Genomic DNA, 21,416 nt, shown 5'->3' with positions numbered 1-21,416 from the left:
CCAACCCTCTCCCGCCGCGGGAGAAGGGGCGAAGACAGTCACCCCACCGGCGGCACCGGCCGCAGCGCCTCGACGATCCGGTTGAACACGTCATCCAGCGAGCCGACCCCGTCGACCACGCTCAACTTGCCGTGCTGACGATAGAAATCCACCACCGGCGCGGTCTGCTTCTCGTACACCTGCAGCCGGGTGCGTACCGACTCCGGGCTGTCGTCGGCGCGGCCCTCGGCACTCGCGCGCCCGGCAATGCGCTCGACCAGCATCTCGGTCGGCACTTCCAGCTGCACCGCACAATCCATCGGCTGGCCGATGCGGGTCATCAGCGCATCGAGCGCGTCGGCCTGGGCGAGATTGCGTGGATAGCCGTCGAGCACGAATCCGCCGGCGGTATCGGCGCGCGAGAAGCGCTCCTCCAGCATGCCCAGCAGGATCTCATCGGAGACCAGTTCGCCGCGGGCCATCACTTCCCTGGCCTCCAGCCCGAGCTTGCTGCCGGCGGCGACTTCCGCGCGCAGCAGGTCGCCGGTGGAGATGTGCGGCACCTGCAGGTGCTCCCTGAGCCGTGCGGCCTGTGTGCCCTTGCCGGAACCGGGCGGACCCAGAAGTACCAATCGCATCAACATCACTCCCAAAGGACACGAACTTTCGGAAACTGGCGCCCGCAGCGCACGGCTACACTCGATGCGGCCGTCCAGCTGCCGGCACCATCCACCTGCGGGCCGCCTGCAGGCAATCGGCCGCCAGCTTACCCCATCCCGCCCGCGAACTCCGGCACCACCACAGACCAACCCACGGACCCAGCATGCCTTCAGGAACCCTGTTCTACGCCCAGTCCGGCGGTGTCACCGCCGTCATCAACGCCACCGCCTCGGCGGTGATCCAGACCGCCCGCGCGCACAGGATCAAGGTGCTGGCCGGGCGCAACGGCATCCTCGGTGCACTGCGCGAGGAACTGTTCGACACCAGCGGCGAATCGCCCGCCGCAATCCGCGCGCTGGCGCATACCCCTGGCGGCGCGTTCGGCTCGTGCCGGGTCAAGCTCAAGTCGCTCGACGAGGACCGCGCGAAGTACGAGCGCCTGCTGGCGGTGTTCAAGGCGCACGACGTGCGCTATTTCCTCTACAACGGCGGCAACGATTCGGCCGACACCGCGCTCAAGGTGTCGAAGCTCGCAGCCGAGTTCGACTATCCGTTGACCTGCGTCGGCGTACCCAAGACGGTCGACAACGACCTCGCGGTGACCGACACCTGCCCGGGCTTCGGCTCGGCGGCCAAGTACACCGCGGTGTCGGTGCGCGAGGCGGCCCTGGACGTGGCGGCGATGGCCGACACCTCGACCAAGGTGTTCGTGTACGAGGCGATGGGGCGGCATGCGGGTTGGCTGGCGGCCTCGGCCGGGCTGGCCGGACACGGTCCGGACGAGGCGCCGCATCTGATCCTGTTCCCGGAGCGCCCGTTCGAGGAGGCCGACTTCTTCGCCCGGGTCAAGGCCACCGTCGAGCGCGTCGGCTACTGCGTGGTGGTCGCCAGCGAAGGCATCCGTACCACCGACGGCAGCTTCGTCGCCGATGCCGGCGGCGGCCAGGATTCCTTCGGCCACACCCAACTTGGCGGCGTGGCCTCGCACCTGGCCGGGCGGGTCAAGGATGCGCTCGGCTACAAGGTCCACTGGACCCTGCCCGACTACCTGCAGCGCTCGGCCCGGCACCTGGCCTCCAAAACCGATCTCGACCAGGCCCAGGCGGTCGGCCGCAAGGCCGTCGAGTTCGCGCTCAAGGGCATGAACGCGGTGATGCCGGTGATCGTGCGCACCAGCGACGCGCCGTACCGCTGGAAGATCGAGCCCGCGCCGCTGGGCCGGATCGCCAACCACGAAAAGAAGATGCCGGCGAGCTTCATCCGCAAGGACGGCTACGGCATCACCGCGAGGGCGCGCGCCTACATGGAACCGCTGATCCGCGGCGAGGCGCCGCCGCCGTACGGGCGCGACGGGCTACCGAAGTACGTGGCGCTGAAGAACGTGATGGTGCCGCAGAAGCTGGGACCGTGGTCGGATTGACCGCGCCGTGGGTGGGCGCGCTCTTGTGCCCACGATTGCGGGGACGCAGACGGCGGTGGGCACAAAAAAAACGTGCCCACCCTACGGCGGCTTCAGCGAGATCCGACGGGCTGATCGCAGGGTTCGCCCTGGACCGACATCGCCACGGCAAACTTCGCGATCGCGCTGCGCTTACCGACGGAAGCGGCCCGCTGGGTCTGGTCGTCGAGATAGACCCGTACCGCGCCCTGGGTATCCAGCTCCGGGCCGCCGTTCGCGGCCGGCTTGCGCCAGACCTCGACCACGGCTTCGCGCGACGGGCAAGCTGCGCTCGGCACGCGAACTAGATCGTTGAGGATCCAGCCGGTCGCCGGCGATGGCTTGATCCTGACGGCATCGGCCAGGACCGCACGCGCTTGGCAACGGGGACTGGTACGCACCACCGAGAACTCGTACGGGTCGGCGGCGCGGCCGGTAAACACGCCTTCGATGCGCGCGCAGGCTTCCGGGATGGTGCGCAGGGTGTGGGCTGCACCGACCGCCTGCGCCGCGGCGGCGGCGCGTCCGATCTCGGGCTTGGGATCGGCGGCGAGCACAGGCAGCGCGGCGAATGCGAACAGCAGCGGGGTCAGGCGCATGGGGGCACTCCGAAGGGTCTGGCGATGAGACTTGCATCGCCGGCCTGAACCGCCGGTCGATACGCCGGTCGCTGTGGATAGGGCACATGTATTGGGCGACGGCGGGGGCTGGTCGCGACCGTGGTGCGGGGCGCTAGAAACCGGTTCTGGCTCGCGGCTTAAGCCGCTCCTGCAGAAGCCGGTCTACGCCGGAACGCTGTGGATAGCGCACCTGCGTTGGCGACGGCGGGGCTGGTCGCGATCGTGGTGCGGATGCTGGAAACTAGTTCTAGTTCGCGGCTGAAGCCGCTCCTACGGGAGGCCGCACGTCCGCCTGGCCCCTACTGGCACGACCTATGCGATAGTCGGCCTGTTGCGTGGCAGGCCCGCCTTGCCGCGCGACGACCGCATGCAGACGACTGCATGCAGGTGCCATCCGAAATTCCTGTGTCCACTTCTATGGGGAGCGGTTCATGCTGGAGCAGTACGGTTTGACCCTGGCGCTTGTATGCGCCGTCATCGCGATCCTGTACGGGATCATCTCGGCGCGCTGGATCAATGCGCAGCCCGCCGGTAATGCGCGGATGCAGGAGATCGCCGGCGCGATCCAGGAAGGCGCACGCGCCTACCTCAACCGCCAGTACATGACGATCGGTATCGCCGGCGCGGTGCTGTTCGTGGTGGTCGGCATCTTCCTGGACTGGCCGACCGCGATCGGCTTCCTGCTCGGTGCGGTGCTCTCGGGCGCGGCCGGCTACATCGGCATGAACGTGTCGGTGCGCGCCAACGTGCGCACCGCCGAGGCTGCACGCCGCGGCATTGGCCCGGCGATGGACGTGGCCTTCAGGGGCGGGGCGATCACCGGCATGCTGGTGGTGGGCCTGGGCCTGCTCGGCGTGGCCGGTTACTGGCTGGTGCTGGGCTGGATGGGCATCGTCGGCATCGACGCGCTGCATGCGCTGGTCGGACTGGCGTTCGGCAGCTCACTGATCTCGATCTTCGCGCGCCTGGGCGGAGGCATCTTCACCAAGGGTGCGGACGTCGGCGCGGATCTGGTCGGCAAGGTCGAGGCCGGCATCCCCGAGGACGACCCGCGCAACCCGGCGGTGATCGCCGACAACGTCGGCGACAACGTCGGCGACTGCGCCGGCATGGCCGCCGACCTGTTCGAGACCTACGCAGTCACCGTGATCGCCACGATGCTGCTGGGCTTCCTGATGGCCGACGTGGTCGGCGCCAATGGCGCGCTGTACCCGCTGGTGCTCGGCGGCGTGTCGATCATCGCCTCGATCATCGGCGCCATGTTCGTCAAGGTAAAGGCCGGCGGCTCGATCATGGGCGCGCTGTACAAGGGCGTGATCGTGTCGGCGGTGCTGGCCGCGATCGCGTTCTATCCGGTGACCACGATGCTGATGGGCGACTTCGCGACCGGGCCATTGAACCTCTACGGCTGCGCGCTGATCGGCCTGGTGCTGACCGGCGCGATCGTGTGGATCACCGAGTACTACACCGGCACCCAGTTCAAGCCGGTGCAGCACATCGCCGCGGCCTCGACCACCGGCCATGGCACCAACATCATCGCCGGCCTGGGCATCTCGATGAAGTCGACCGCCTGGCCGGTACTCGCGGTGTGCGCGGCGATCTGGGGATGCTTCGAGCTCGCCGGCCTGTACGGCATCGCGATCGCGGCAACCGCGATGTTGTCGATGGCCGGCATGATCGTTGCGCTCGACGCCTACGGCCCGATCACCGACAACGCCGGCGGCATCGCCGAGATGGCCGAGCTGCCAGCGGAGGTACGCGCGGTGACCGATCCGCTGGACGCGGTCGGCAACACCACCAAGGCGGTGACCAAGGGCTACGCGATCGGTTCGGCGGCACTGGCGGCACTGGTGCTGTTTGCCGATTACACCTACAACCTGCGCGCGAGCAACCCGGGCGAGATCTTCACCTTCGACCTGTCCGACCACATGGTCATCATCGGCCTGCTGATCGGCGGCCTGATCCCGTACCTGTTCGGTGCGATGGCGATGGAAGCGGTCGGTCGCGCGGCCGGTGCGGTGGTCGAGGAAGTGCGTCGGCAGTTCCGCGAGATCCCCGGGATCATGGCCGGTACCGGCAAGCCGGACTACTCGCGCGCGGTCGACATGCTGACCAAGTCGGCCATCAAGGAAATGATCGTGCCGTCGTTGCTGCCGGTCGCGGTACCGGTGGTGGTCGGCCTGCTGCTCGGACCCAAGGCGCTCGGCGGCCTGCTGATCGGCACCATCGTGACCGGCATCTTCGTGGCGATTTCGATGACCACCGGCGGCGGCGCGTGGGACAACGCCAAGAAGTACATCGAGGATGGTCACCACGGCGGCAAGGGCAGCGAAGCGCACAAGGCCGCGGTCACCGGCGACACCGTCGGCGACCCGTACAAGGACACCGCCGGCCCGGCGATCAACCCGTTGATCAAGATCATCAATATCGTGGCGCTATTGATGGTGCCACTGCTGTAGTCGAAGCGATTCCCGCATGGCACCTTCGCCCCTCTCCCGCTTGCGGGAGAGGGCAAGGGGTGAGGGCAAGCGAAATACACATGGCAACGAATCGCGCGGCGACCTTCGGGTCGCCGTTTTTTTTTCGTCTGCAGGCGCGGCTTCAGCCGCGAGGGCTCATCCCGGATAGGCTGGCTCTGCAGCGGCGCGTATAGGCCATGAGCGATCGAGCACGCCGGCTCCCATGGGGCTCGGCGCGGGCGGGCTTCGCGGCTGAAGCCGCTCCTACAGGAATGGAGACTGTAGGGCGGGTCTTGACCCGCCATCGCCATTCCCATCGGCCGGCGTCTGCAACGGATCAAGCGGGAGCGGGAGCCGAGGCGGCGGGTCAAGACCCACCCTACGGAACGCGGGCCGCGTAAAATGGCCGGCTCCCCCACCGCCCGTCCATTCCAGGACGCGCCCCCAGCAGTTGGAGCACCCCATGGGCCTGGACCTCGTCCCCACCGGCAGCAACCCGCCGGATGAGATCAACGTCATCATCGAAATCCCCAAGGACGCCGAGCCGGTCAAGTACGAGGTCGACAAGGCCTCCGGCGCGATCTTCGTCGACCGCATCCTGTCCACGCCGATGCGCTACCCGTGCAACTACGGCTACGTCCCGCATACCCTCTGCGGCGACGGCGACCCGGCCGACGTGATGGTGATCCTGCCGCTGCCGCTGGTCCCCGGCTCGGTGATCCGCTGCCGCCCGGTCGGCGTGCTGCGCATGTCCGACGAGGCCGGCAGCGACGAGAAACTGCTGGCGGTGCCGATCGACAAGGTGTTCGCCGGATACGGCCACATCAGCGACATCGACCAGGTCAGCCCGCACTGGTGCGAACGCATCGGCCACTTCTTCGAGCACTACAAGGACCTGGAGAAGGGCAAGTGGGTCAAGCTCGATGGCTGGGGTGGCGCGGCCGAGGCCAAGGCGATCCTGAGCGACGCGATGCAGCGCTTCGAGCAGACCGCCGACGCCGACAAACCCAGGTTCTGAGGCGATGCTCCGGCGGCGACCGCCTGCGAGCGGAGATCGTCCGTAGAGCGCAGTCTGCTGCGCTGTCTCAACCATGCATCCTCGGCAGCCGAGCGAGCTCGGCTCTACCTTGACCGGCCAATTGCCCGAACTGGGGCAGGTCGACGGCAAGGCCCTTTCCAAGCTGAAGCAGACCATCCTGCTCGTGATGGAAGGCAGCGGCACGATGCCGATGGCGGCATCGTGCCGAATGCCCAAAAAGGAAAGGGGCCCGAAGGCCCCTTTCCAAAATCCAGTTGCTCTAGCGTTTGCTTAGAACCGCTGGGTGTAGCGGAAGTACGGCACGCGACCATAGCCGTCGTACAGGCTGAAGTCGAAGCCGCGACCGGTCGGATCGCGCGGATCGATGACCGGGTCCTTGTCCGCCACGTTGGTGACGCCGAGGGTGACCTTGGCGTTCCACGGGGCGTTGTAGCTCAACTGCAGGTCATGGGTGACCCAGGACGGCAGGGTGTCGGACAGGCCTTCGGCGGCCAGATCGTCGATCGTTTCCTGGTCGCCTGTACGCGAGGCCACAACGAACTCGCGGTACTTGGTCGACTGGGTGCCGTGGATGTAGTTGAGGTTCCAGGCGAATTCCCAATCGGCCATCGACCACGCGTTCTGCAGGACACCGCGATAGCGCGGCGCGCCGGGGCGGCCGACCGTGCTTGGCCCACCATTGGTCCGGAAGCTGAGCGGATTGCTGATCTGCAACTGCTGACGCAAGTTGCCCCAGCCGCCCAGATCGAAGCGGGTGCGTGCATTGAAGTCGAAGCCGTAGGTGTCGATCGTGCCCAGATTGGTGGCGCCGATCTGGCCGAACACGATCTCGCCCTGCGAGCCGAACTCCACGCCCAGGCCCAGGCTGGAATCGGGGGCAGTGGCGCGGGTACCGGCCGGGAACCTGCTCAGGCCGCTCGGGCAGACATCGATGGTCCCTTCCAGGCAGCCCACGACCTGGTTGATGCCGATGAACGCGATCTGGTCCTCGATGCTGATGTTGTAGTAATCCAGCGACATGTTCAGCCAGTCGGTGGCATCCCACGCGGTGCCCAGGGCCCACTGGTCGGATTTCTCCGAGCCGAGGCCCGGGTTGGCGATGCTGAAGGTGGTGACCTGGGTGGAACAGGGCGCGCCGCCGCCGAGCACCTCACAAGTGGGGGCGTGGGTGGTGCCCGCCGCTCCGAACGCCGGTTGCTGGGTGACGAGGTCCAGCGTCGGTGCGCGGAAGCCCTGGCCGTAGGAGCCGCGGAAGGTCAGCGTGTCGAGCGGCTGGTAGCGCAGCGAGACCTTTGGCGAGGTATCGCTGCCGTAGTCGCTGTAGCTGTCGTGGCGGGCGGAGAGGTTGACCTCGAAGTTGTCGAAGACCGGGAGCAGGACTTCGCCGTAGACCGCGCGGACACTGCGCCCGCCGCCGGCGGAATTGCCGGCCGAGCCGACGATCTGGCCCGCTTCGGACAGCGAATCATAGATATCGGCGTAGTCTTCCTTGCGGTACTCCGCGCCGACCACAGCCGCCGCGAGGCCGCCGCCCATCTCGAACAGGTCGAAGCCGGCCGACCCGTAGACCTCCTCCAGCTTGGTGTTGGAGCGGCGCGAGATGGTGGCCGTGAACTGCCGCAGGGTGTCGGGATCGTTGCCGTCCGGGTCGTAGATGTTGTACTCGCCGCTCTCGATCGCCTCGCCGGCAATGGCCGCGACCACGTAGTTCAGCCCGAAGTCGTAGGTCTGGTACTCGTTGCGGCGGACGCCGAAGTCGAGATCGACGCCGCCGACGCGGCCTTCGAAGCCGAGATTCAGGTCGTACAGGTTCGAATCGATGTTGGCATCGCGCGGGCCGAGGGCCGCGAAGCGGTGGGTCAGGTAGATCGTATCGGTCTGACCGGTCCAGCCTGGCACCGCGTTGTTCGGGTGATTCGGCGATTCGGGCGAGATCGGGATCAAACCGCCCGGCCAGGGCGAGGAGGGCACCGGCGCATAGCGGCCGAACGACTTGACCCGGGACACCACGCCGCGACCGTAGAAGGTCCAGTCGTTGTTGATGTCGTAGGCGCCGCTGGTCACCAGCGAGCGGTTGCCGATTGCGGCTTCGTCCGCCGCCAGCGCGGTGAAGTCGTATCCGCAGAGGAAGCCGATATCGGTGAAGCCGGGATCCTCACAGCCACCCGGGACCGGACCGACCAGGGCGCCGAACGAAAGCTGGTTCCTGCTCCAGAAGTTGTTGGAGAAGACCGAGAAGCCGCCCGACGACCAGGGACGATCGCGCTGGAAGATGATGTCGCGATTCTCGTACGAGATGCTGGCCAGCAGGTGTCCGCGGTCGGTGCTGAAGCCCATCAGCGCGTTGCCTTCCTCGGTGTCGCCGCCCGGGCGGATCGGGAAGGACTTGCCGACGGTGATTTCGGCGCCTTCGTAATCGCTGCGGGTGATGATGTTGATCACGCCGCCGATGGCGTCGGAGCCGTACACCGAGGATGCGCCGTCAAGCAGGATCTCGACGCGCTCGACCGCTGCCATCGGGATGATGTTCAGGTCCTGACCCTGTCCCGTGGTCGGGGCGACGGGGGCGCGGCGGCCATCGATCAGGACCAGGGTGCGCGCCGCGCCCAGGCCGCGCAGGCTGATACCCGCGAACGACTGCGCGGAACTACCGGACTGCGGGCGGAACGAGCCGAACGAGTTGAAGCTGGTGCCGCGCAGGAAGTCGGCGACCGAGATATCGCCGCTGGCTTCGATCTCGGCGCGGTCGATGACGGTGATCGGCAGCGCGCCTTCGATCGCGGCGCGCTTGATGCGTGAACCGGTGACCTCGATGCGATCGAGGGTGGTCGCTTCGGCTCCGGTTTCAGCGTCCTGGGCGACAGCGAATGCCGGCACAAGAGCGAGCGCGATGCCGGCCGGCAACAAGCCGAGCCGAGCCGCGTGACGCGGACTGCGTTGATTCATGTATCTCTCTCCAGATAACGGTAATGGGCGCGTTGTACCGCTGTTGTTATCGACGCGTTAACGCCCCGCAAAACTACGTGCCGTTGGCTCACGCCGCTTTGCGGGCATCATCGACTGGGCTTGCCGAGTCTGGCGTTGCGGCCGGCGGGGCGGCGCGGAACCGGGTTGCGGAAATCCCGTAGCGGCCCCGGAATGCCCGCGCGAAACTGCAGCAGTTGTCGAACCCGGACGCGGCGGCGACCTCGCCGATCATCATTGAGGTGCTGCGCAACAGCTCGGCCGCGTGCTCGAGCCGCATCCGCGCGGCGGCGGCCTGCGGGCTCTCGTCGTACAGCCCGTGGAAGGTCTTGGAGAAGTACCAGCTGGAAAAACTGGTCAGCTCGGCCAGCTCGCTGATCCGCACCACGCGGTCGCAGTTGCCCTCCAGATACAGCCTTGCGCGCTGGAGCCGGCCGAACACCTGGCGCTTGCGGCTGCGTGAACGTCCCGGGCAGCGCGGGATGCGTGCGGCGAGTTCGCGCTGAATTCCGGCCAGGTGCAGCAGCATCGGGCGCAGCGCGGTCGCATCGCCGCCGGTATCGGGCACGGCCAGCCGGGCATTCGCCTGCCGCCACAGCTGCAGGGCGGTCCTGACATCGGCGGCGCTGGCGCGGCCGCGACCGGCGTACAACGCGCAATCGGCGAACTGGGTGAGCCTGCGCAGCGCGTCGGCGGTCAGGCTCAACCCGATGCACAGGCCGTGACGATCAGCCTGCAGCACCGGCCGGGAGTCTTTTTCCAGCGCGATCCAGTCGCCGCGGCGCAGGCGGAACTTGCCCTCCTTGGCCTGGACCCATGAACTGCCACGCACCTGCACCCAGATAGAGAAGTGGGTTCCGGACAATTGTGCGCTACCCAGCCGCGATACCGCCACACAGCTCGCGTGAACGGCGCCTTCCGGTGCGTCCGACTGCAACAGCTGACCACGGTCAGCCCAAAGTGGTTGCTCCATCTGCTCATCTCATTTGCCAGGGATGGCCAATGGATTTGCCTGATGTGCCCGTCCGCTGCCGGAAAATCAGCGGAGAGTTGTCCGAATTTGCTCCGAATGCGGCTCCCGACAAACATCCGAAGCCAAATCCACTGTTCAATCAGTCACTTGAACCAGCCAGGCACGAATGTTCCACGTACCGGCTCGGGCGGCGCCGGCACCGGCATGAACGCCACATCGGTGCCGTCGGCGATCGCCAGCGCGACAAACACCGCGTCGGCCTTGGCGCTGACGCTGAAACCGGTGGTGCTGGCCAGCCGGTCGGGGTGCAGGCACTTCGATGCGTCCGCTGTGTCCGCAGGCGCCGGTGCATCGGCGATCGGGCGCAGGGTCGCCAAGCAGCCTCGCAGGGAATCGAGATAGTCGACGCTGCCGTCCTCGGCCACTGCCCAGCTCTGGTAGCGCCAACGCGCCGGCGCATCATGGCTCACCTGGCGCACGCTGCCGGGCGACAGGGCCAGGTCGGCCTGCCACAAGCCGTCGGCCGAGAGCCGGGTGAACAGGACCCGGTCGTTGGCCGGATCGACCTTGGGCAGCGAAACGTCGTCCAGCCAGGCCAACGCGCGCCAGGTCTGTCCGCTGCGGTCGAACAGCGTCACCCGCATGCGGCCATCGTCCAACTGCCCGGTCACCAGCATCCGCTGCGCATCGGGGAGGTAGTCGGCCTGGAGCGGATGCTCGACCGGCACCGGCAACAAGGAAACCTGACCACTGGCCGGGACGATCTCGTGGATGCCGGTGCGCCCGGCGCGGTCGGTGCCCGCGACCAGCAGACTGCGGCTGTCGGACGACCACTGCGGAAGCCCGCGCGTCCCGGGCCGCAGACCGTCGATCATCCTCAGCGATCCGGGCTGCTGCAGATCCGCCCACCACAGGCCGAAGTCGCCGGACCGGTCGGAGGTGAACACCAGTTGCCGTGCGTCCGGCGCCACCCGCGGCTGGCTGTCGCGGGCGGAGGAGGCGAACAGATGCACTGGTGCCGCCGAGGCCTCGGTCGGGCCGCGCGGGATGCGGAAGATCCCGAACTGCGGGCGCCGCCGCACGAACGCCATCATGCCGCTCCGCGCCGCGACCGTGGGGCTCTGGGCGTCGTCGATGCCGAGATCGCGTACCTGCCTGGTGTCCAGATCGAGCTGGTAGAGCCGCGTCTGCAGCCCGATGCGACGCCCGAACACCAGTCCACGCCCGTCCGGCAGCCAGTCCCAGCCGCGCATTTCGCCGCTCTGGCGGGTCAGCCGCTCGGCCCGGCCGCCACTGGCGGGGATCCGCCACAGGTCGCCGAACTGCGGGTTGCGCACGAACACGATCCAGCGGCCGTCGGGTGAGTAGCGCGGGGCGTGATCGAGGTCACCGGTGTCCGCGTCGTAGTCCACCGCATGCCACTGGCCACTGGCCAGGTCGAGCACCCGCAGGCCGGCCCGGCCGGCGCCGGTGGTCATGCTGCCGAAGGTCATGCTGCCGAAGATCAGGCTGCGGCCATCCGGCGCCCAGGAAAAACTGGCCCGGCTGCGCGGATCGCAGGCACCGATGCGCCGCTCCGCCCCGCCGCTGGCGGGCACCACCAGGATCTGGCAGCGCAGGCCGGGACCGGCCCGCACGAACGCGATCTCCCGCCCGTCGGGTGACCACGCCGGCACCCGGTCCGATACGCCGTCGGCCGGATGGCTGAGCTGGCGCGGCTGCGACTGGTCGGTGGTCTGGACCAGGATGACGGTGCCGCGCCGGTCCGGCAGCGACGCCGAGTAGGCCACCATCGAAGCCTCCGGCGACAGCGTCGGCGCCAACTCGAAGCCCGGGGCCGAGGTCAGCAGCCGATACGGCCGGTCCGAACCGGCGCCGGCCGACCAGTCCTCGCCCTGGGCCGGCTCGTCCGCCGGTGCCCCGACGCGCAGCAGCAGGAACACCGACAAGCCCAGCGCCAGCACGACCGCCACCGCACCGGCAGTCAGCAGCTCGCGCAGCGGCGCGCGCGGCCGGTCCGCGACCGTGCCGCGAGCGCCCGGGTTGGTGGGCGCAGGCACCAGCGGCGGCAACGCCGGGAACTCGGCGGTGTCGGTGTCGACCGTGTAGGACGCCGCCTCGGCCGCCTCGACCGGGCCGGAATCGTCGTCCAGCCACTGCACCGGCGCCCGCAGGCGATAGCCGGATTTGGCGATGGTTTCGATGTAGCGCGGCTGCCCGCGCTCCTCGCCCAGCGCCTTGCGCAGTTGGGTGACCCCCTGGGTGAGTACGTCATCGGTGGGCAGCGTATCGGGCCACACGCGCGCCAGCAGCGTGTCGCGGCTGACCACCTTGTCGGCGTGCTCGACCAGCACCAGCAACACCCCGATCGCCTTGGGCGTGACCCGCCGCAGCCGGCGCGCCGACGGCGCGCGGATCTCGCGCAGCGGGATATCGACCGTGCATTCGCCGACCCGCAGTCGTTCTGACGGAGCCGGAATCGCCAGCGATGGGGTATCAGGGGGATTGAGCATGGGGTCCGCAAGTCTGGGCGGCGAACAAATCACCGTCATGTGCCGAACGACCTGCGCATCCAGTCGACACGGTCGGCAAAGCAGGCGGCCACCCTGCGGCAGGCGCGTGCTGGCGGTGCATCTTACTGTTTTGGGGAGCCCGATCCCGGGCTACACCCCGGCACTCTCTCGCCAACGTCACAGTTTGTTCAAATTACGCGCCGATGGCGCGTTTTTTTTGGCAGACGCCGACGGAGGGTGGGTAGAGCCGAGCTTGCTCGGCTGCGTGCGGCATGAAGCCGGTGGCAGCGGAGCAAGCCCCGCTACGTGCACGTGCGGCGGAGGGGTGTAGGAGCGGGGCCATGCCCGCGATCGGAGCCGGGGTTGCGCCGCGGCAGGCTTCGCGCCCATGGGGCGCTCCTACAGAAACCTGCACGCGATCGGTAGCGCCGACTTCGCTCGGCTGCTGTTTTCGCCGCTACCTGCAGCGGAGCAAGCTCCGCTCCACATAGATACGTGGCGCCGCGGGGGCGGAGCCACCTCCGGTTCAGGCTTTGCGGTAGACCTCGGCACCCTGGGCACGGAACTCGGCCGCCTTGTCCGCCATGCCCTGCTCCAGCGCCGCGCTGTCGTCGCCCATGCCGTGCTCCTTGGCGTATTCGCGCACGTCCTGGGTGATCTTCATCGAGCAGAAGTGCGGGCCGCACATCGAGCAGAAGTGCGCGACCTTGTGCGCATCCTTGGGCAGCGTCTCGTCGTGGTACTCGTGGGCGCGTTCCGGATCGAGCCCGAGGTTGAACTGGTCCTCCCAGCGGAACTCGAAGCGCGCCTTGCTCAGCGCGTTGTCGCGCGCCTGCGCGCCGGGGTGGCCCTTGGCCAGGTCGGCGGCGTGCGCGGCGATCTTGTACGCCATCAGGCCTTCGCGCACATCGTTCTTGTTCGGCAGGCCGAGGTGCTCTTTCGGGGTCACGTAGCAGAGCATCGCGGTGCCGTACCAGCCGATCAGCGCCGCGCCGATCGCGCTGGTGATGTGGTCGTAGCCCGGCGCGATGTCGGTGGTCAGCGGCCCCAGCGTGTAGAACGGCGCCTCGCCGCAGACCTCCAGCTGCTTGTCCATGTTCTCCTTGATCAGCTGCATCGGCACATGGCCGGGGCCTTCGATCATGGTCTGGACGTCGTGCTTCCACGCGATCTTGGTCAGCTCGCCGAGCGTTTCGAGCTCGCTGAACTGGGCCGCGTCGTTGGCGTCGGCGATGCAGCCCGGGCGCAGCCCGTCGCCGAGGCTGAAGGACACGTCGTAGGCCTTCATGATCTCGCAGATGTCCTCGAAGTGTTCATAGAGGAAGCTCTCGCGGTGATGCGCCAGGCACCACTTGGCCATGATCGAGCCGCCGCGGCTGACGATCCCGGTCACGCGCTTGGCCGTCAGCGGCACGTAGCGCAGCAGCACGCCGGCGTGGATCGTGAAGTAGTCGACGCCCTGCTCGGCCTGCTCGATGAGGGTGTCGCGGAAGATCTCCCAGGTCAGCTCCTCGGCGCGGCCGTCGACCTTCTCCAGCGCCTGGTAAATTGGGACTGTGCCGATCGGTACCGGGCTGTTGCGGATGATCCACTCGCGGGTCTCGTGGATGTGCTTGCCGGTCGAGAGGTCCATGACGTTGTCGGCGCCCCAGCGGATCGACCACACCAGCTTCTCGACTTCCTCGGCGATGCCCGAGGACACCGCGGAGTTGCCGATGTTCGCGTTGACCTTGGTCAGGAAGTTGCGGCCGATGATCATCGGCTCGCTTTCGGGATGGTTGATGTTGCACGGGATGATCGCGCGGCCGCGGGCGACCTCGTCGCGGACGAATTCGGGCGTGATGACCTGCTGGATATTGGCGCCGAAACTCTGGCCGGGGTGCTGCCTGAGCAGGTGCGCGTCGATCGGCTGGCTCTCGCCCAACGCCGCGAGACGTTGGTTCTCACGCACCGCGATGAACTCCATCTCCGGGGTGATGATGCCGCGGCGCGCGTAGTGCATCTGGGTGACGTTGGCACCGGCCACGGCGCGGCGCGGCAGCGGGCGGTTGCCGAAACGGATGTGCGCGAGCCTGGGGTCGTGCTCGCGCTGGCGGCCGAACTCCGAGGACAGGCCGGCGAGCAGTTCGGTATCGCCGCGCTCGGCGATCCACTGCGCGCGTCGCGGGGCCAGGCCGCGCGCCAGGTCGATCTCGGCAGTGGCGTCGGTGTAGGCGCCGGAGGTGTCGTAGACCGCCAGCGGGGCGTTGTCCTCGCCACCGAACAAAGTCGAGGTCGGCGCCAGCGAAATCTCCCGCATCGGCACCTGGATGTCCGGGCGTGAGCCCTCAACAAAGATCTTGCGTGAGCCAGGGATCGGGCGCACGACGTCGGCCGACAGTTCGTCGGCCTGCTGCTGGAGCTCGGAAGGGATCGCGTTCATTCGTTTCGTCCTATGGGCGCGGGGAGCGTGGACGAAGCGGCGGCGCGCGGACGCAGTGCATCCGGCGAAGCTCCCTACGGCGGCTGGGGTCGCGCCCTTGCCCGCATCAGGTTCGAAGGGTCTGTCTCAACCGGCGGCCCGATCGGCCGTGGTACCCCCGCTTCAAGCTGCATTTCATCACGGCCACCGCCCCGGGGCCAGCACTTGCCACGCCAGCAACCCCATTTGCCCGGCGCCGGCGTAGCGGCTACGGTGCGGCGATGACCATCATTCCGATCCGCCTCGCCCTGACCGCCCTCGTCGTCGCCGTGTCCGGCTGCGCCATGAGCTCATCCACCTCGACCGATGCGGCAGCGACGTCGGCCATCACGCTGCCGGCCGACCAGTTCTACGCCGGGCTCGAATCGATGTGCGGCCAGGCTTTCGCCGGGCGGGTGGCGGTCGACACACCGGCACCGACCGGCGATGACCCGTTCGCCGGCAAGCCCCTGGTGATGCACGTGCGCGGCTGCGGCGATACCGAGTTGCGCGTGCCGTTCCACGTCGGCGACGACCGCTCGCGCACCTGGGTCATCACCCGCACCGGTCCGGGCCTGCGGCTCAAACACGACCACCGCCACGAGGACGGCAGCGACGACGCGGTCACGATGTACGGCGGCGACACGGTCGCCCTCGGCACCGCACAGCGCCAGGAGTTTCCGGTCGACGAGTTCTCCAAGGCGATGTTCCTGCGCGAGGGCCTGGACGTGTCGGTGACCAACACCTGGGCGATGGAGTTCGATCCCGGCCGGGAGTTCGTCTACGAACTGGCTCGCCCGGGCGGACGCCTGTTCCGGGTCGAGTTCGACCTGACCCAGCCGGTCGCAGTGCCGCCGGCGCCCTGGGGCGATGAGGGCTGACGCGTAGGAGCTTTTTTGACGCGGATCAACGCGGATTGAAACGCGGATAGAGCTTTCTGAAGGAGATCGCGCGCGAGGCCGTTCATCGCGACAAATGCCTGCCGGCCGACCTCTGCCTGTTCCATTTTGGCGTTATCCGTGTATTTTCCGCGTTGATCCGCGTCAAAGCCTGGAAGCCATCTCCGGCACCTTCACCCTGAACCACGCCGCGTACAGCGCCGGCAGGAAGAACAGCGTCAGTACCGTGGCGACCAGCAGGCCACCCATGATCGACACCGCCATCGGCCCGAAGAACGCGCTGCGCGACAGCGGGATCATCGCCAGGATCGACGCCAGCGCGGTCAGCACGATCGGCCGGAAGCGGCGCACGGTCGCCTCGACTATCGCCTGCCACGTGTCCAGCCCCTCGCCGCGGTCCTGCTCGATCTGATCGACCAGGATCACCGAGTTGCGCATGATCATGCCGGCCAACGCGATCGTGCCGAGCATCGCCACGAAGCCGAACGGCACCCGGAACATCAGCAGGAACAGGGTCACCCCGATCAGGCCCAGCGGCGCGGTCAACAGCACCATGACACTGCGCGAGAAGCTGCGCAGTTGCAGCATCAACAGGGTGAACACGACGAACCCGAACAGCGGCACGCCGGCGATGATCGAGTTCTGCCCGCGCGCGGAATCCTCGACGCTGCCGCCGACCTCCACCGAGTAGCCGTACGGCAGCCCGCTGCGGATGTCCTTGAGCGTCGGCGAGATCTGCCCCGTCACCGTGGCCGGCTGGGTGCCGTCGTAGATGTCGGCGCGAACAGTGATCGTCGGCAGCCGGTCGCGATGCCAGATGATGCCGTCCTCGAAGCCGTACTCGAGCGTGGCGATCTGGCTCAGCGGTACGCTCTGCCCGCTCGCGGTCGGCCCGCTCCCGATAGGGACCATCAGGCTGCCGAGCATGTCCAGGTCCGAGCGCTCCGGCGCCGATCCGCGCAGCAGTATCTCAATCAGCTCGTCGCCTTCGCGCCAGGTGCTGACATGGCCGCCCGACAGCGTGGTCGAGAGGAACTGCGACAACTGCGCCGAACTGACCCCGAGCGCGCGTGCACGCGCCTGGTCGACGTGCAGCCGCACGACCTTGCCAGGCTCGTCCCAGTCGAGATTTACATTGGCCACGTGCGGGTTCTCACCGATCTGTTCGCGGACGCGGTAGGCGATCTCGCGTACCCGGTCGATGTGCTCGCCGGATACGCGGAACTGCACCGGATAGCCGACCGGCGGCCCGTTCTCCAGCCGGGTGACGCGTAACTGCAGCTCCGGGAAGCGCGGCACCACCTCCTCGATGATCCAGCTCCGGACCGCTTCGCGCGCGGCGATGTCCTCGGGCATCAGCACGAACTGGGCGAAGTTGGCCGCCGGCAGCTGCTGGTCCAGCGGCAGGTAGAAGCGCGGCGAGCCGGTGCCGACGTAGGCGACGAAGTGGGTCAGGTCCTCGCGCTGCGCGAGGATCGCCTCGAGCCGCTCGGCCTGCGCCTGGGTCGCGCGCAACGAACTGCCCTCGGCCAGCTCCATGTCGACCATCAGCTCGGGCCGTACCGAGTCGGGGAAGAACTGCTGCGGCACGAAGCGGAACAGCACGATCGAGGCGGCGAACACGGCCACGGTCATGCCGATCACCAGCCAGCGCCGTCGCACGCACCAGACCAGCCAGCCACGGAAGCGCTGGTAGAAGCGGGTCGCGTAGGGATCACGGTCGCGGCCGTCGTGCGGCGGCGGTGCGATCAGATCGGCGTACTGCGGGTAGCACTCGGCCCAGCGCTGACGGCGCGCGTGCCAGCGCGACGCGAGGGAACCGGGTCTGAGCGCCGATCCGTGGCCATGGTCAGGCAACAGCTTGTCGCCCAGAAACGGAATGAACGCCACCGCCGCGACCCACGACATCAGCAGCGCGATGGTGACCACCTGGAACAGTGAGCGCGTGTATTCACCGGTGCTCGATGCCGCGGTCGCGATCGGCAGGAACCCCGCGGCAGTGATCAGGGTACCGGTCAGCATAGGGAAGGCGGTCGAGTCCCAAACGAACGCCGCCGCCTTCAGCCGGCTGAAGCCCTGCTCCATCTTGATCGCCATCATCTCCACCGCGATGATCGCGTCGTCGACCAGCAGCCCGAGCGACAGCACCAGCGCGCCGAGCGAGATCTTGTGCAGGCCGACGCCGAAGAACTGCATCGCCGCGAACGTCATCGCCAGCACCAGCGGGATCGACAGCGCGACCACCAGCCCGGTGCGCCAGCCCAGCGACACGAAGCACACCAGCAGCACGATGGCGACCGCCTCGGCCAGCACCTTGATGAACTCGCCGACCGATTCCTCGACCGCGGCCGGCTGATCGGAGACCTTGCTCAGCACCATCCCGGCCGGCAGCGTCCGCTGCAGCGCGGCCAGCTCGCGCTCCAGGGTCTGGCCGAGCTCGAGGATGTCGCCGCCCTCACGCATCGCCACGCCCACGCCGATCGCGTCCTGGCCCATGAAGCGCATCCGCGGCGCCGGCGGATCGGCGAACTCACGATGCACCTCGGCGACATCGCCCAGCCGGAAGCTGCGGTCGCCGACCCGGATCGGGAAGTCGCGGATCTGCTCGACCGAGCCGAACCGGCCGTCCACCCGCAGCGGTACGCGGCTGCTGGCGGTCTCGAAGAACCCGGCGGGGGCCATCGCGTTCTGGCCCTCCAGCGCCTGCTGCACCGCCGCGGCCGACACCCCCAGGGTGGCCAGCCGGGTGTGGGACAGCTCGACCCAGATCTTCTCCTCCTGCAGCCCGAACAGCTCGATCTTGCCGACGTCCGGCAGGTCCTGCAGCGCGAGCTGCACGCGCTCGGCGTAGTCCTTGAGCACGGCGTAGTCGAAGCCTTCGCCGGTCAGCGCGTAGATGTTGCCGAACGTATCGCCGAATTCGTCGTTGAAGAACGGGCCGACCACGTCGCGCGGCAGGCTCGGGCGAATGTCGCCGATCTTCTTGCGCACCTGGTACCAGAGCGGCTCGATCTGCGCCGAATGCATCGAGTCGCGCGCGGCAAAGATCACCTGCGACTCGCCGGCGCGCGAGTACGAGCGGATGAACTCGTACTCGCCGGTTTCCATGAGCGTGCGCTCGATGCGTTTGGTGACCTGCTTGGAGACCTCCTCGGCGGTCGCGCCGGGCCAGCGGGTCTGGATCACCATGAACTTGAAGGTGAACGCCGGGTCCTCGCTGCGCCCGAGAGTGGCGTACGAGAAACTGCCGGTGATCGCCAGCACCAGCATCGCGTAGATGATCAGGCTGCGATGGCGCAGCGCCCACTCGGACAGGTTGAAGCGCATGGGCCTAGCTACTCGTGTGCCCTGGCCCCCTCTCCCGCCTGCGGGAGAGGGTTGGGGTGAGGGCGCGCGGCGACCGGGCGTGCCGCCATCCCAACCCTTCCCCCCGAGCAGGGGAAGGGCGAAGGTGCCGGGCGGGAGTCGCTTCGATGGGCTTCAATGGCAATTCATTCGCGCGCGGTAATGGTTGTCGGTTTTAGGGGCCGGTTGTCACGGTCCACCGCGCTCACCTTCTGTCCCTCGCGCAGCAGATGCCCGCCCGCGGCGACCACCCAGGCATCCGCGCTCAGGCCACCGGTCACCGGCACGCGGTCCTCGCGATACGGGCCGACCTCGACCGCCTGCAGGCGCAGCGTCGAGGTCTCCTGATCGACCACGAACACCGTTGCGCCCTGCCCGTCGATCTGCCGTTGCAGTGCCGCCAGCGGCACGCCGAGCGCGGCGCCGACGTCGCCCTCCAGCAACACCCGCGCGCTCTGGCCCAGTTGCAGCGCGCCGGCCGGCGCGTCCACGGTCGCGCGTGCGGCGTAGGTGCGCGACGCCGGATCCGCGGCCGGCGCGACCTCACGCACCTGGCCCGGCCAGCGCCGCCCGTCCTGCGCCCAGAGTTCGACCTGCACCGCCTGGCCCGAGGCAATGCGTCCGATCGCGCCTTCGGGCACCGCGAACGCGACTTCGCGTGCGCCGTCGGCGGCCAGGGTGAATACCGTCTGCCCGGCCGCGACCACCTGCCCGGCCTCGGCGCTACGCGCGGCGATCACACCATCGGCCGGCGCCCGCAGCTGGGTGTAGCCGGTCTGGTTGCGCGCGACCCGCAGGTTCGCGCGTGCCGCATCGACCCGGCCTTGCGCCGCGGCAGCCGCGGCGTCTTGGGCATCGATCCTCGAACGGCTCACCAGTTGCTCCTCGGCAAGCTGGGCAAAGCGCGCCTGATCGGCGCGGGCGCGCGCAAGTTCCGCCTCGGCTGCTTCCAGCTGCGCCCGCGAAGCACGCGCCTGAGCCTGAAAATCGCCGGCTTCGAGCACCGCGAGCAGATCGCCGGCAGCGACGCGGTCGCCGACATCGACCCGGCGCTCGACCAGGTTGCCGCCGACCCGGAACGACAGCGGGCTTTCCTCGCGCGCCCGCACGTCGCCGGCAAACGACGAGCCGCTGGTTCGGTCGGTGGTCGGCTGGACCACCAGCACCGGACGCGCCGCGCTGCCGGCTGCGTCGTCGCCTGCGCATGCGGCCAGCGACAGCGCGATCAACACCAGCACCAGCCGGATCTGGCCGCTGGCGAGGGCTACGCCGGGGAACTGCGCGCTGCGCATCGGACGCCTCACGGTTAATTAATGGACCTGCGGGTACTGTATAAATATCGAACCGATTAGTCTAGTATTGAAGCATGTCCGCCGACCGCAAACGTGACAAGACCAGCGCCGGCAAGCCGGTCGATCCCGACCGTCCCGGGCAAGCAAAGCCGGCCGGCCCCGGTCGTCCCAAGGATCTGGCCAAGCGCGCTGCGATCCTCGACGCGGCCAAGAGCATGTTTACCCAATACGGGTTCGGCGGCGCCAGCATGGACCAGATCGCCGCCGAGGCCGGAGTCTCCAAGCTCACCGTCTACAGCCACTTCGGCGACAAGGAGACCTTGTTCGCCGCGGCGGTGCGCGCCTACTGCGAGCAGCAACTGCCCAGCACGTTGTTCGAATCCGGACCCGGCCTGCCGCTGCGCGAACGCCTGCTGGCGATCGCCCGAGCGTTCTACGCAATGATCAGCAAGCCCGAGGCCATAGCCGGGCACCGCATCCTGTGCACGCCGCAGCTGGCCGACTCGGCCCTGCCGAAGATGTTCTGGGAGGCCGGCCCGCAACGGGTGCAGGACGAGTTCTCCGCGCTGCTGCGACGCCGGATCGCGATCGGCGAACTGGACGTGCCCGACGTCGCCCGCGCCTCGGCACAATTCTTCACCCTGCTCAAGGGCGAGCCGCATGCGCAGATGGTGTTCGGCTGCTGCGGTGGGCTTGCCGCCGACGAGGTGCAGGCACACCTGGCCGCATCCGTGGACCTGTTTCTGCGTGCCTACGGCACCCGCGGCGGCGCAGGTGGGTCACGTTGAATCCGTT

Annotated in this window: 14 protein-coding genes; 6 read left to right on the top strand and 8 right to left on the bottom strand. The window is 68.2% G+C overall.

Annotated elements, in window-relative coordinates:
• Positions 1-38: 38 nt before the first annotated feature.
• Positions 39-617 (bottom strand): adenylate kinase, encoded by a 579-nt coding sequence (locus ACJQWM_RS01985; protein ID WP_332705077.1) that lies wholly within the window; start codon positions 615-617, stop codon positions 39-41.
• Between the two features lie 185 nt (positions 618-802).
• Between ACJQWM_RS01985 and ACJQWM_RS01980 the strand changes: the two genes are divergently transcribed.
• A complete protein-coding gene (locus ACJQWM_RS01980) occupies positions 803-2,059 on the top strand; it encodes a 6-phosphofructokinase (RefSeq protein WP_332705080.1) in 1,257 nt (418 codons plus the stop codon).
• Between the two features lie 92 nt (positions 2,060-2,151).
• On the opposite strand, the gene ACJQWM_RS01975 is transcribed toward ACJQWM_RS01980, so the two are convergent.
• On the bottom strand, positions 2,152-2,676 hold the full coding sequence (locus ACJQWM_RS01975) for a hypothetical protein (protein ID WP_332705083.1): 525 nt from the start codon (positions 2,674-2,676) through the stop codon (positions 2,152-2,154).
• 452 nt (positions 2,677-3,128) lie between these two features.
• Between ACJQWM_RS01975 and ACJQWM_RS01970 the strand changes: the two genes are divergently transcribed.
• The 3 genes from ACJQWM_RS01970 to ACJQWM_RS01960 all read left to right on the top strand — a co-directional run bounded on the left by ACJQWM_RS01970 (position 3,129) and on the right by ACJQWM_RS01960 (position 6,469).
• Positions 3,129-5,156: a sodium-translocating pyrophosphatase gene (locus ACJQWM_RS01970; RefSeq protein ID WP_332705086.1), complete on the top strand. Its 2,028-nt coding sequence runs from the start codon at positions 3,129-3,131 to the stop codon at positions 5,154-5,156.
• 463 nt (positions 5,157-5,619) lie between these two features.
• Entirely contained in the window at positions 5,620-6,174 is a 555-nt protein-coding gene (ppa, locus tag ACJQWM_RS01965; protein ID WP_332705089.1) for an inorganic diphosphatase, read from the top strand.
• Positions 6,175-6,283: 109 nt separating this feature from the next.
• The gene (locus ACJQWM_RS01960) at positions 6,284-6,469 is read left to right on the top strand and encodes a hypothetical protein (RefSeq protein ID WP_332705091.1); all 186 of its coding nucleotides are present in this window, start codon (positions 6,284-6,286) and stop codon (positions 6,467-6,469) included.
• Here ACJQWM_RS01960 and ACJQWM_RS01955 read toward each other — a convergent pair.
• The 4 genes from ACJQWM_RS01955 to thiC all read right to left on the bottom strand — a co-directional run bounded on the left by ACJQWM_RS01955 (position 6,466) and on the right by thiC (position 15,067).
• Entirely contained in the window at positions 6,466-9,141 is a 2,676-nt protein-coding gene (locus ACJQWM_RS01955) for a TonB-dependent receptor plug domain-containing protein (protein ID WP_332705094.1), read from the bottom strand. The two genes, ACJQWM_RS01960 and ACJQWM_RS01955, sit on opposite strands and share 4 nt — an antisense overlap.
• Positions 9,142-9,229: 88 nt before the next feature.
• The gene (locus ACJQWM_RS01950; RefSeq protein ID WP_332705097.1) at positions 9,230-10,132 is read right to left on the bottom strand and encodes a helix-turn-helix domain-containing protein; all 903 of its coding nucleotides are present in this window, start codon (positions 10,130-10,132) and stop codon (positions 9,230-9,232) included.
• A gap of 143 nt (positions 10,133-10,275) precedes the next feature.
• Complete coding sequence (locus tag ACJQWM_RS01945; RefSeq protein ID WP_332705100.1) at positions 10,276-12,645, bottom strand: winged helix-turn-helix domain-containing protein; 2,370 nt, start codon at positions 12,643-12,645, stop codon at positions 10,276-10,278.
• A gap of 526 nt (positions 12,646-13,171) precedes the next feature.
• Positions 13,172-15,067, bottom strand: a complete 1,896-nt coding sequence (gene thiC, locus ACJQWM_RS01940) for a phosphomethylpyrimidine synthase ThiC (RefSeq protein WP_332705103.1) — start codon at positions 15,065-15,067, stop codon at positions 13,172-13,174.
• A 323-nt stretch (positions 15,068-15,390) separates the two neighbouring features.
• On the opposite strand from thiC, the gene ACJQWM_RS01935 reads away from it, so the two are divergent.
• Positions 15,391-15,966 (top strand): hypothetical protein, encoded by a 576-nt coding sequence (locus tag ACJQWM_RS01935; RefSeq protein WP_411306639.1) that lies wholly within the window; start codon positions 15,391-15,393, stop codon positions 15,964-15,966.
• Between the two features lie 162 nt (positions 15,967-16,128).
• On the opposite strand, the gene ACJQWM_RS01930 is transcribed toward ACJQWM_RS01935, so the two are convergent.
• A complete protein-coding gene (locus ACJQWM_RS01930) occupies positions 16,129-19,311 on the bottom strand; it encodes an efflux RND transporter permease subunit (RefSeq protein WP_332705107.1) in 3,183 nt (1,060 codons plus the stop codon).
• 164 nt (positions 19,312-19,475) lie between these two features.
• On the bottom strand, positions 19,476-20,621 hold the full coding sequence (locus tag ACJQWM_RS01925) for an efflux RND transporter periplasmic adaptor subunit (protein WP_332705133.1): 1,146 nt from the start codon (positions 20,619-20,621) through the stop codon (positions 19,476-19,478).
• Between the two features lie 74 nt (positions 20,622-20,695).
• Between ACJQWM_RS01925 and ACJQWM_RS01920 the strand changes: the two genes are divergently transcribed.
• Positions 20,696-21,409 (top strand): TetR/AcrR family transcriptional regulator, encoded by a 714-nt coding sequence (locus ACJQWM_RS01920; protein WP_332705110.1) that lies wholly within the window; start codon positions 20,696-20,698, stop codon positions 21,407-21,409.
• Positions 21,410-21,416: the final 7 nt, after the last annotated feature.

Source organism: Novilysobacter longmucuonensis, from assembly GCF_046600735.1.
GTDB lineage: Bacteria > Pseudomonadota > Gammaproteobacteria > Xanthomonadales > Xanthomonadaceae > Novilysobacter_A > Novilysobacter_A longmucuonensis.
Note: the sequence above shows the minus strand (reverse complement) of the source record. Positions and strands in the feature narration are given on the sequence as shown.

What these genes read in the sequence shown, in the direction of transcription:
- ACJQWM_RS01980 (WP_332705080.1), top strand. Translation starts at nt 803, where the DNA reads ATGCCTTCAGGAACCCTGTTCTACGCCCAGTCCGGCGGTGTCACCGCC.
- ACJQWM_RS01950 (WP_332705097.1), bottom strand. Translation starts at nt 10,132, where the DNA reads ATGGAGCAACCACTTTGGGCTGACCGTGGTCAGCTGTTGCAGTCGGAC.
- ACJQWM_RS01935 (WP_411306639.1), top strand. Translation starts at nt 15,391, where the DNA reads ATGAGCTCATCCACCTCGACCGATGCGGCAGCGACGTCGGCCATCACG.
- ACJQWM_RS01975 (WP_332705083.1), bottom strand. Translation starts at nt 2,676, where the DNA reads ATGCGCCTGACCCCGCTGCTGTTCGCATTCGCCGCGCTGCCTGTGCTC.
- thiC (WP_332705103.1), bottom strand. Translation starts at nt 15,067, where the DNA reads ATGAACGCGATCCCTTCCGAGCTCCAGCAGCAGGCCGACGAACTGTCG.
- ACJQWM_RS01945 (WP_332705100.1), bottom strand. Translation starts at nt 12,645, where the DNA reads ATGCTCAATCCCCCTGATACCCCATCGCTGGCGATTCCGGCTCCGTCA.
- ACJQWM_RS01985 (WP_332705077.1), bottom strand. Translation starts at nt 617, where the DNA reads ATGCGATTGGTACTTCTGGGTCCGCCCGGTTCCGGCAAGGGCACACAG.
- ACJQWM_RS01920 (WP_332705110.1), top strand. Translation starts at nt 20,696, where the DNA reads ATGTCCGCCGACCGCAAACGTGACAAGACCAGCGCCGGCAAGCCGGTC.
- ppa (WP_332705089.1), top strand. Translation starts at nt 5,620, where the DNA reads ATGGGCCTGGACCTCGTCCCCACCGGCAGCAACCCGCCGGATGAGATC.
- ACJQWM_RS01925 (WP_332705133.1), bottom strand. Translation starts at nt 20,621, where the DNA reads ATGCGCAGCGCGCAGTTCCCCGGCGTAGCCCTCGCCAGCGGCCAGATC.
- ACJQWM_RS01930 (WP_332705107.1), bottom strand. Translation starts at nt 19,311, where the DNA reads ATGCGCTTCAACCTGTCCGAGTGGGCGCTGCGCCATCGCAGCCTGATC.
- ACJQWM_RS01955 (WP_332705094.1), bottom strand. Translation starts at nt 9,141, where the DNA reads ATGAATCAACGCAGTCCGCGTCACGCGGCTCGGCTCGGCTTGTTGCCG.
- ACJQWM_RS01970 (WP_332705086.1), top strand. Translation starts at nt 3,129, where the DNA reads ATGCTGGAGCAGTACGGTTTGACCCTGGCGCTTGTATGCGCCGTCATC.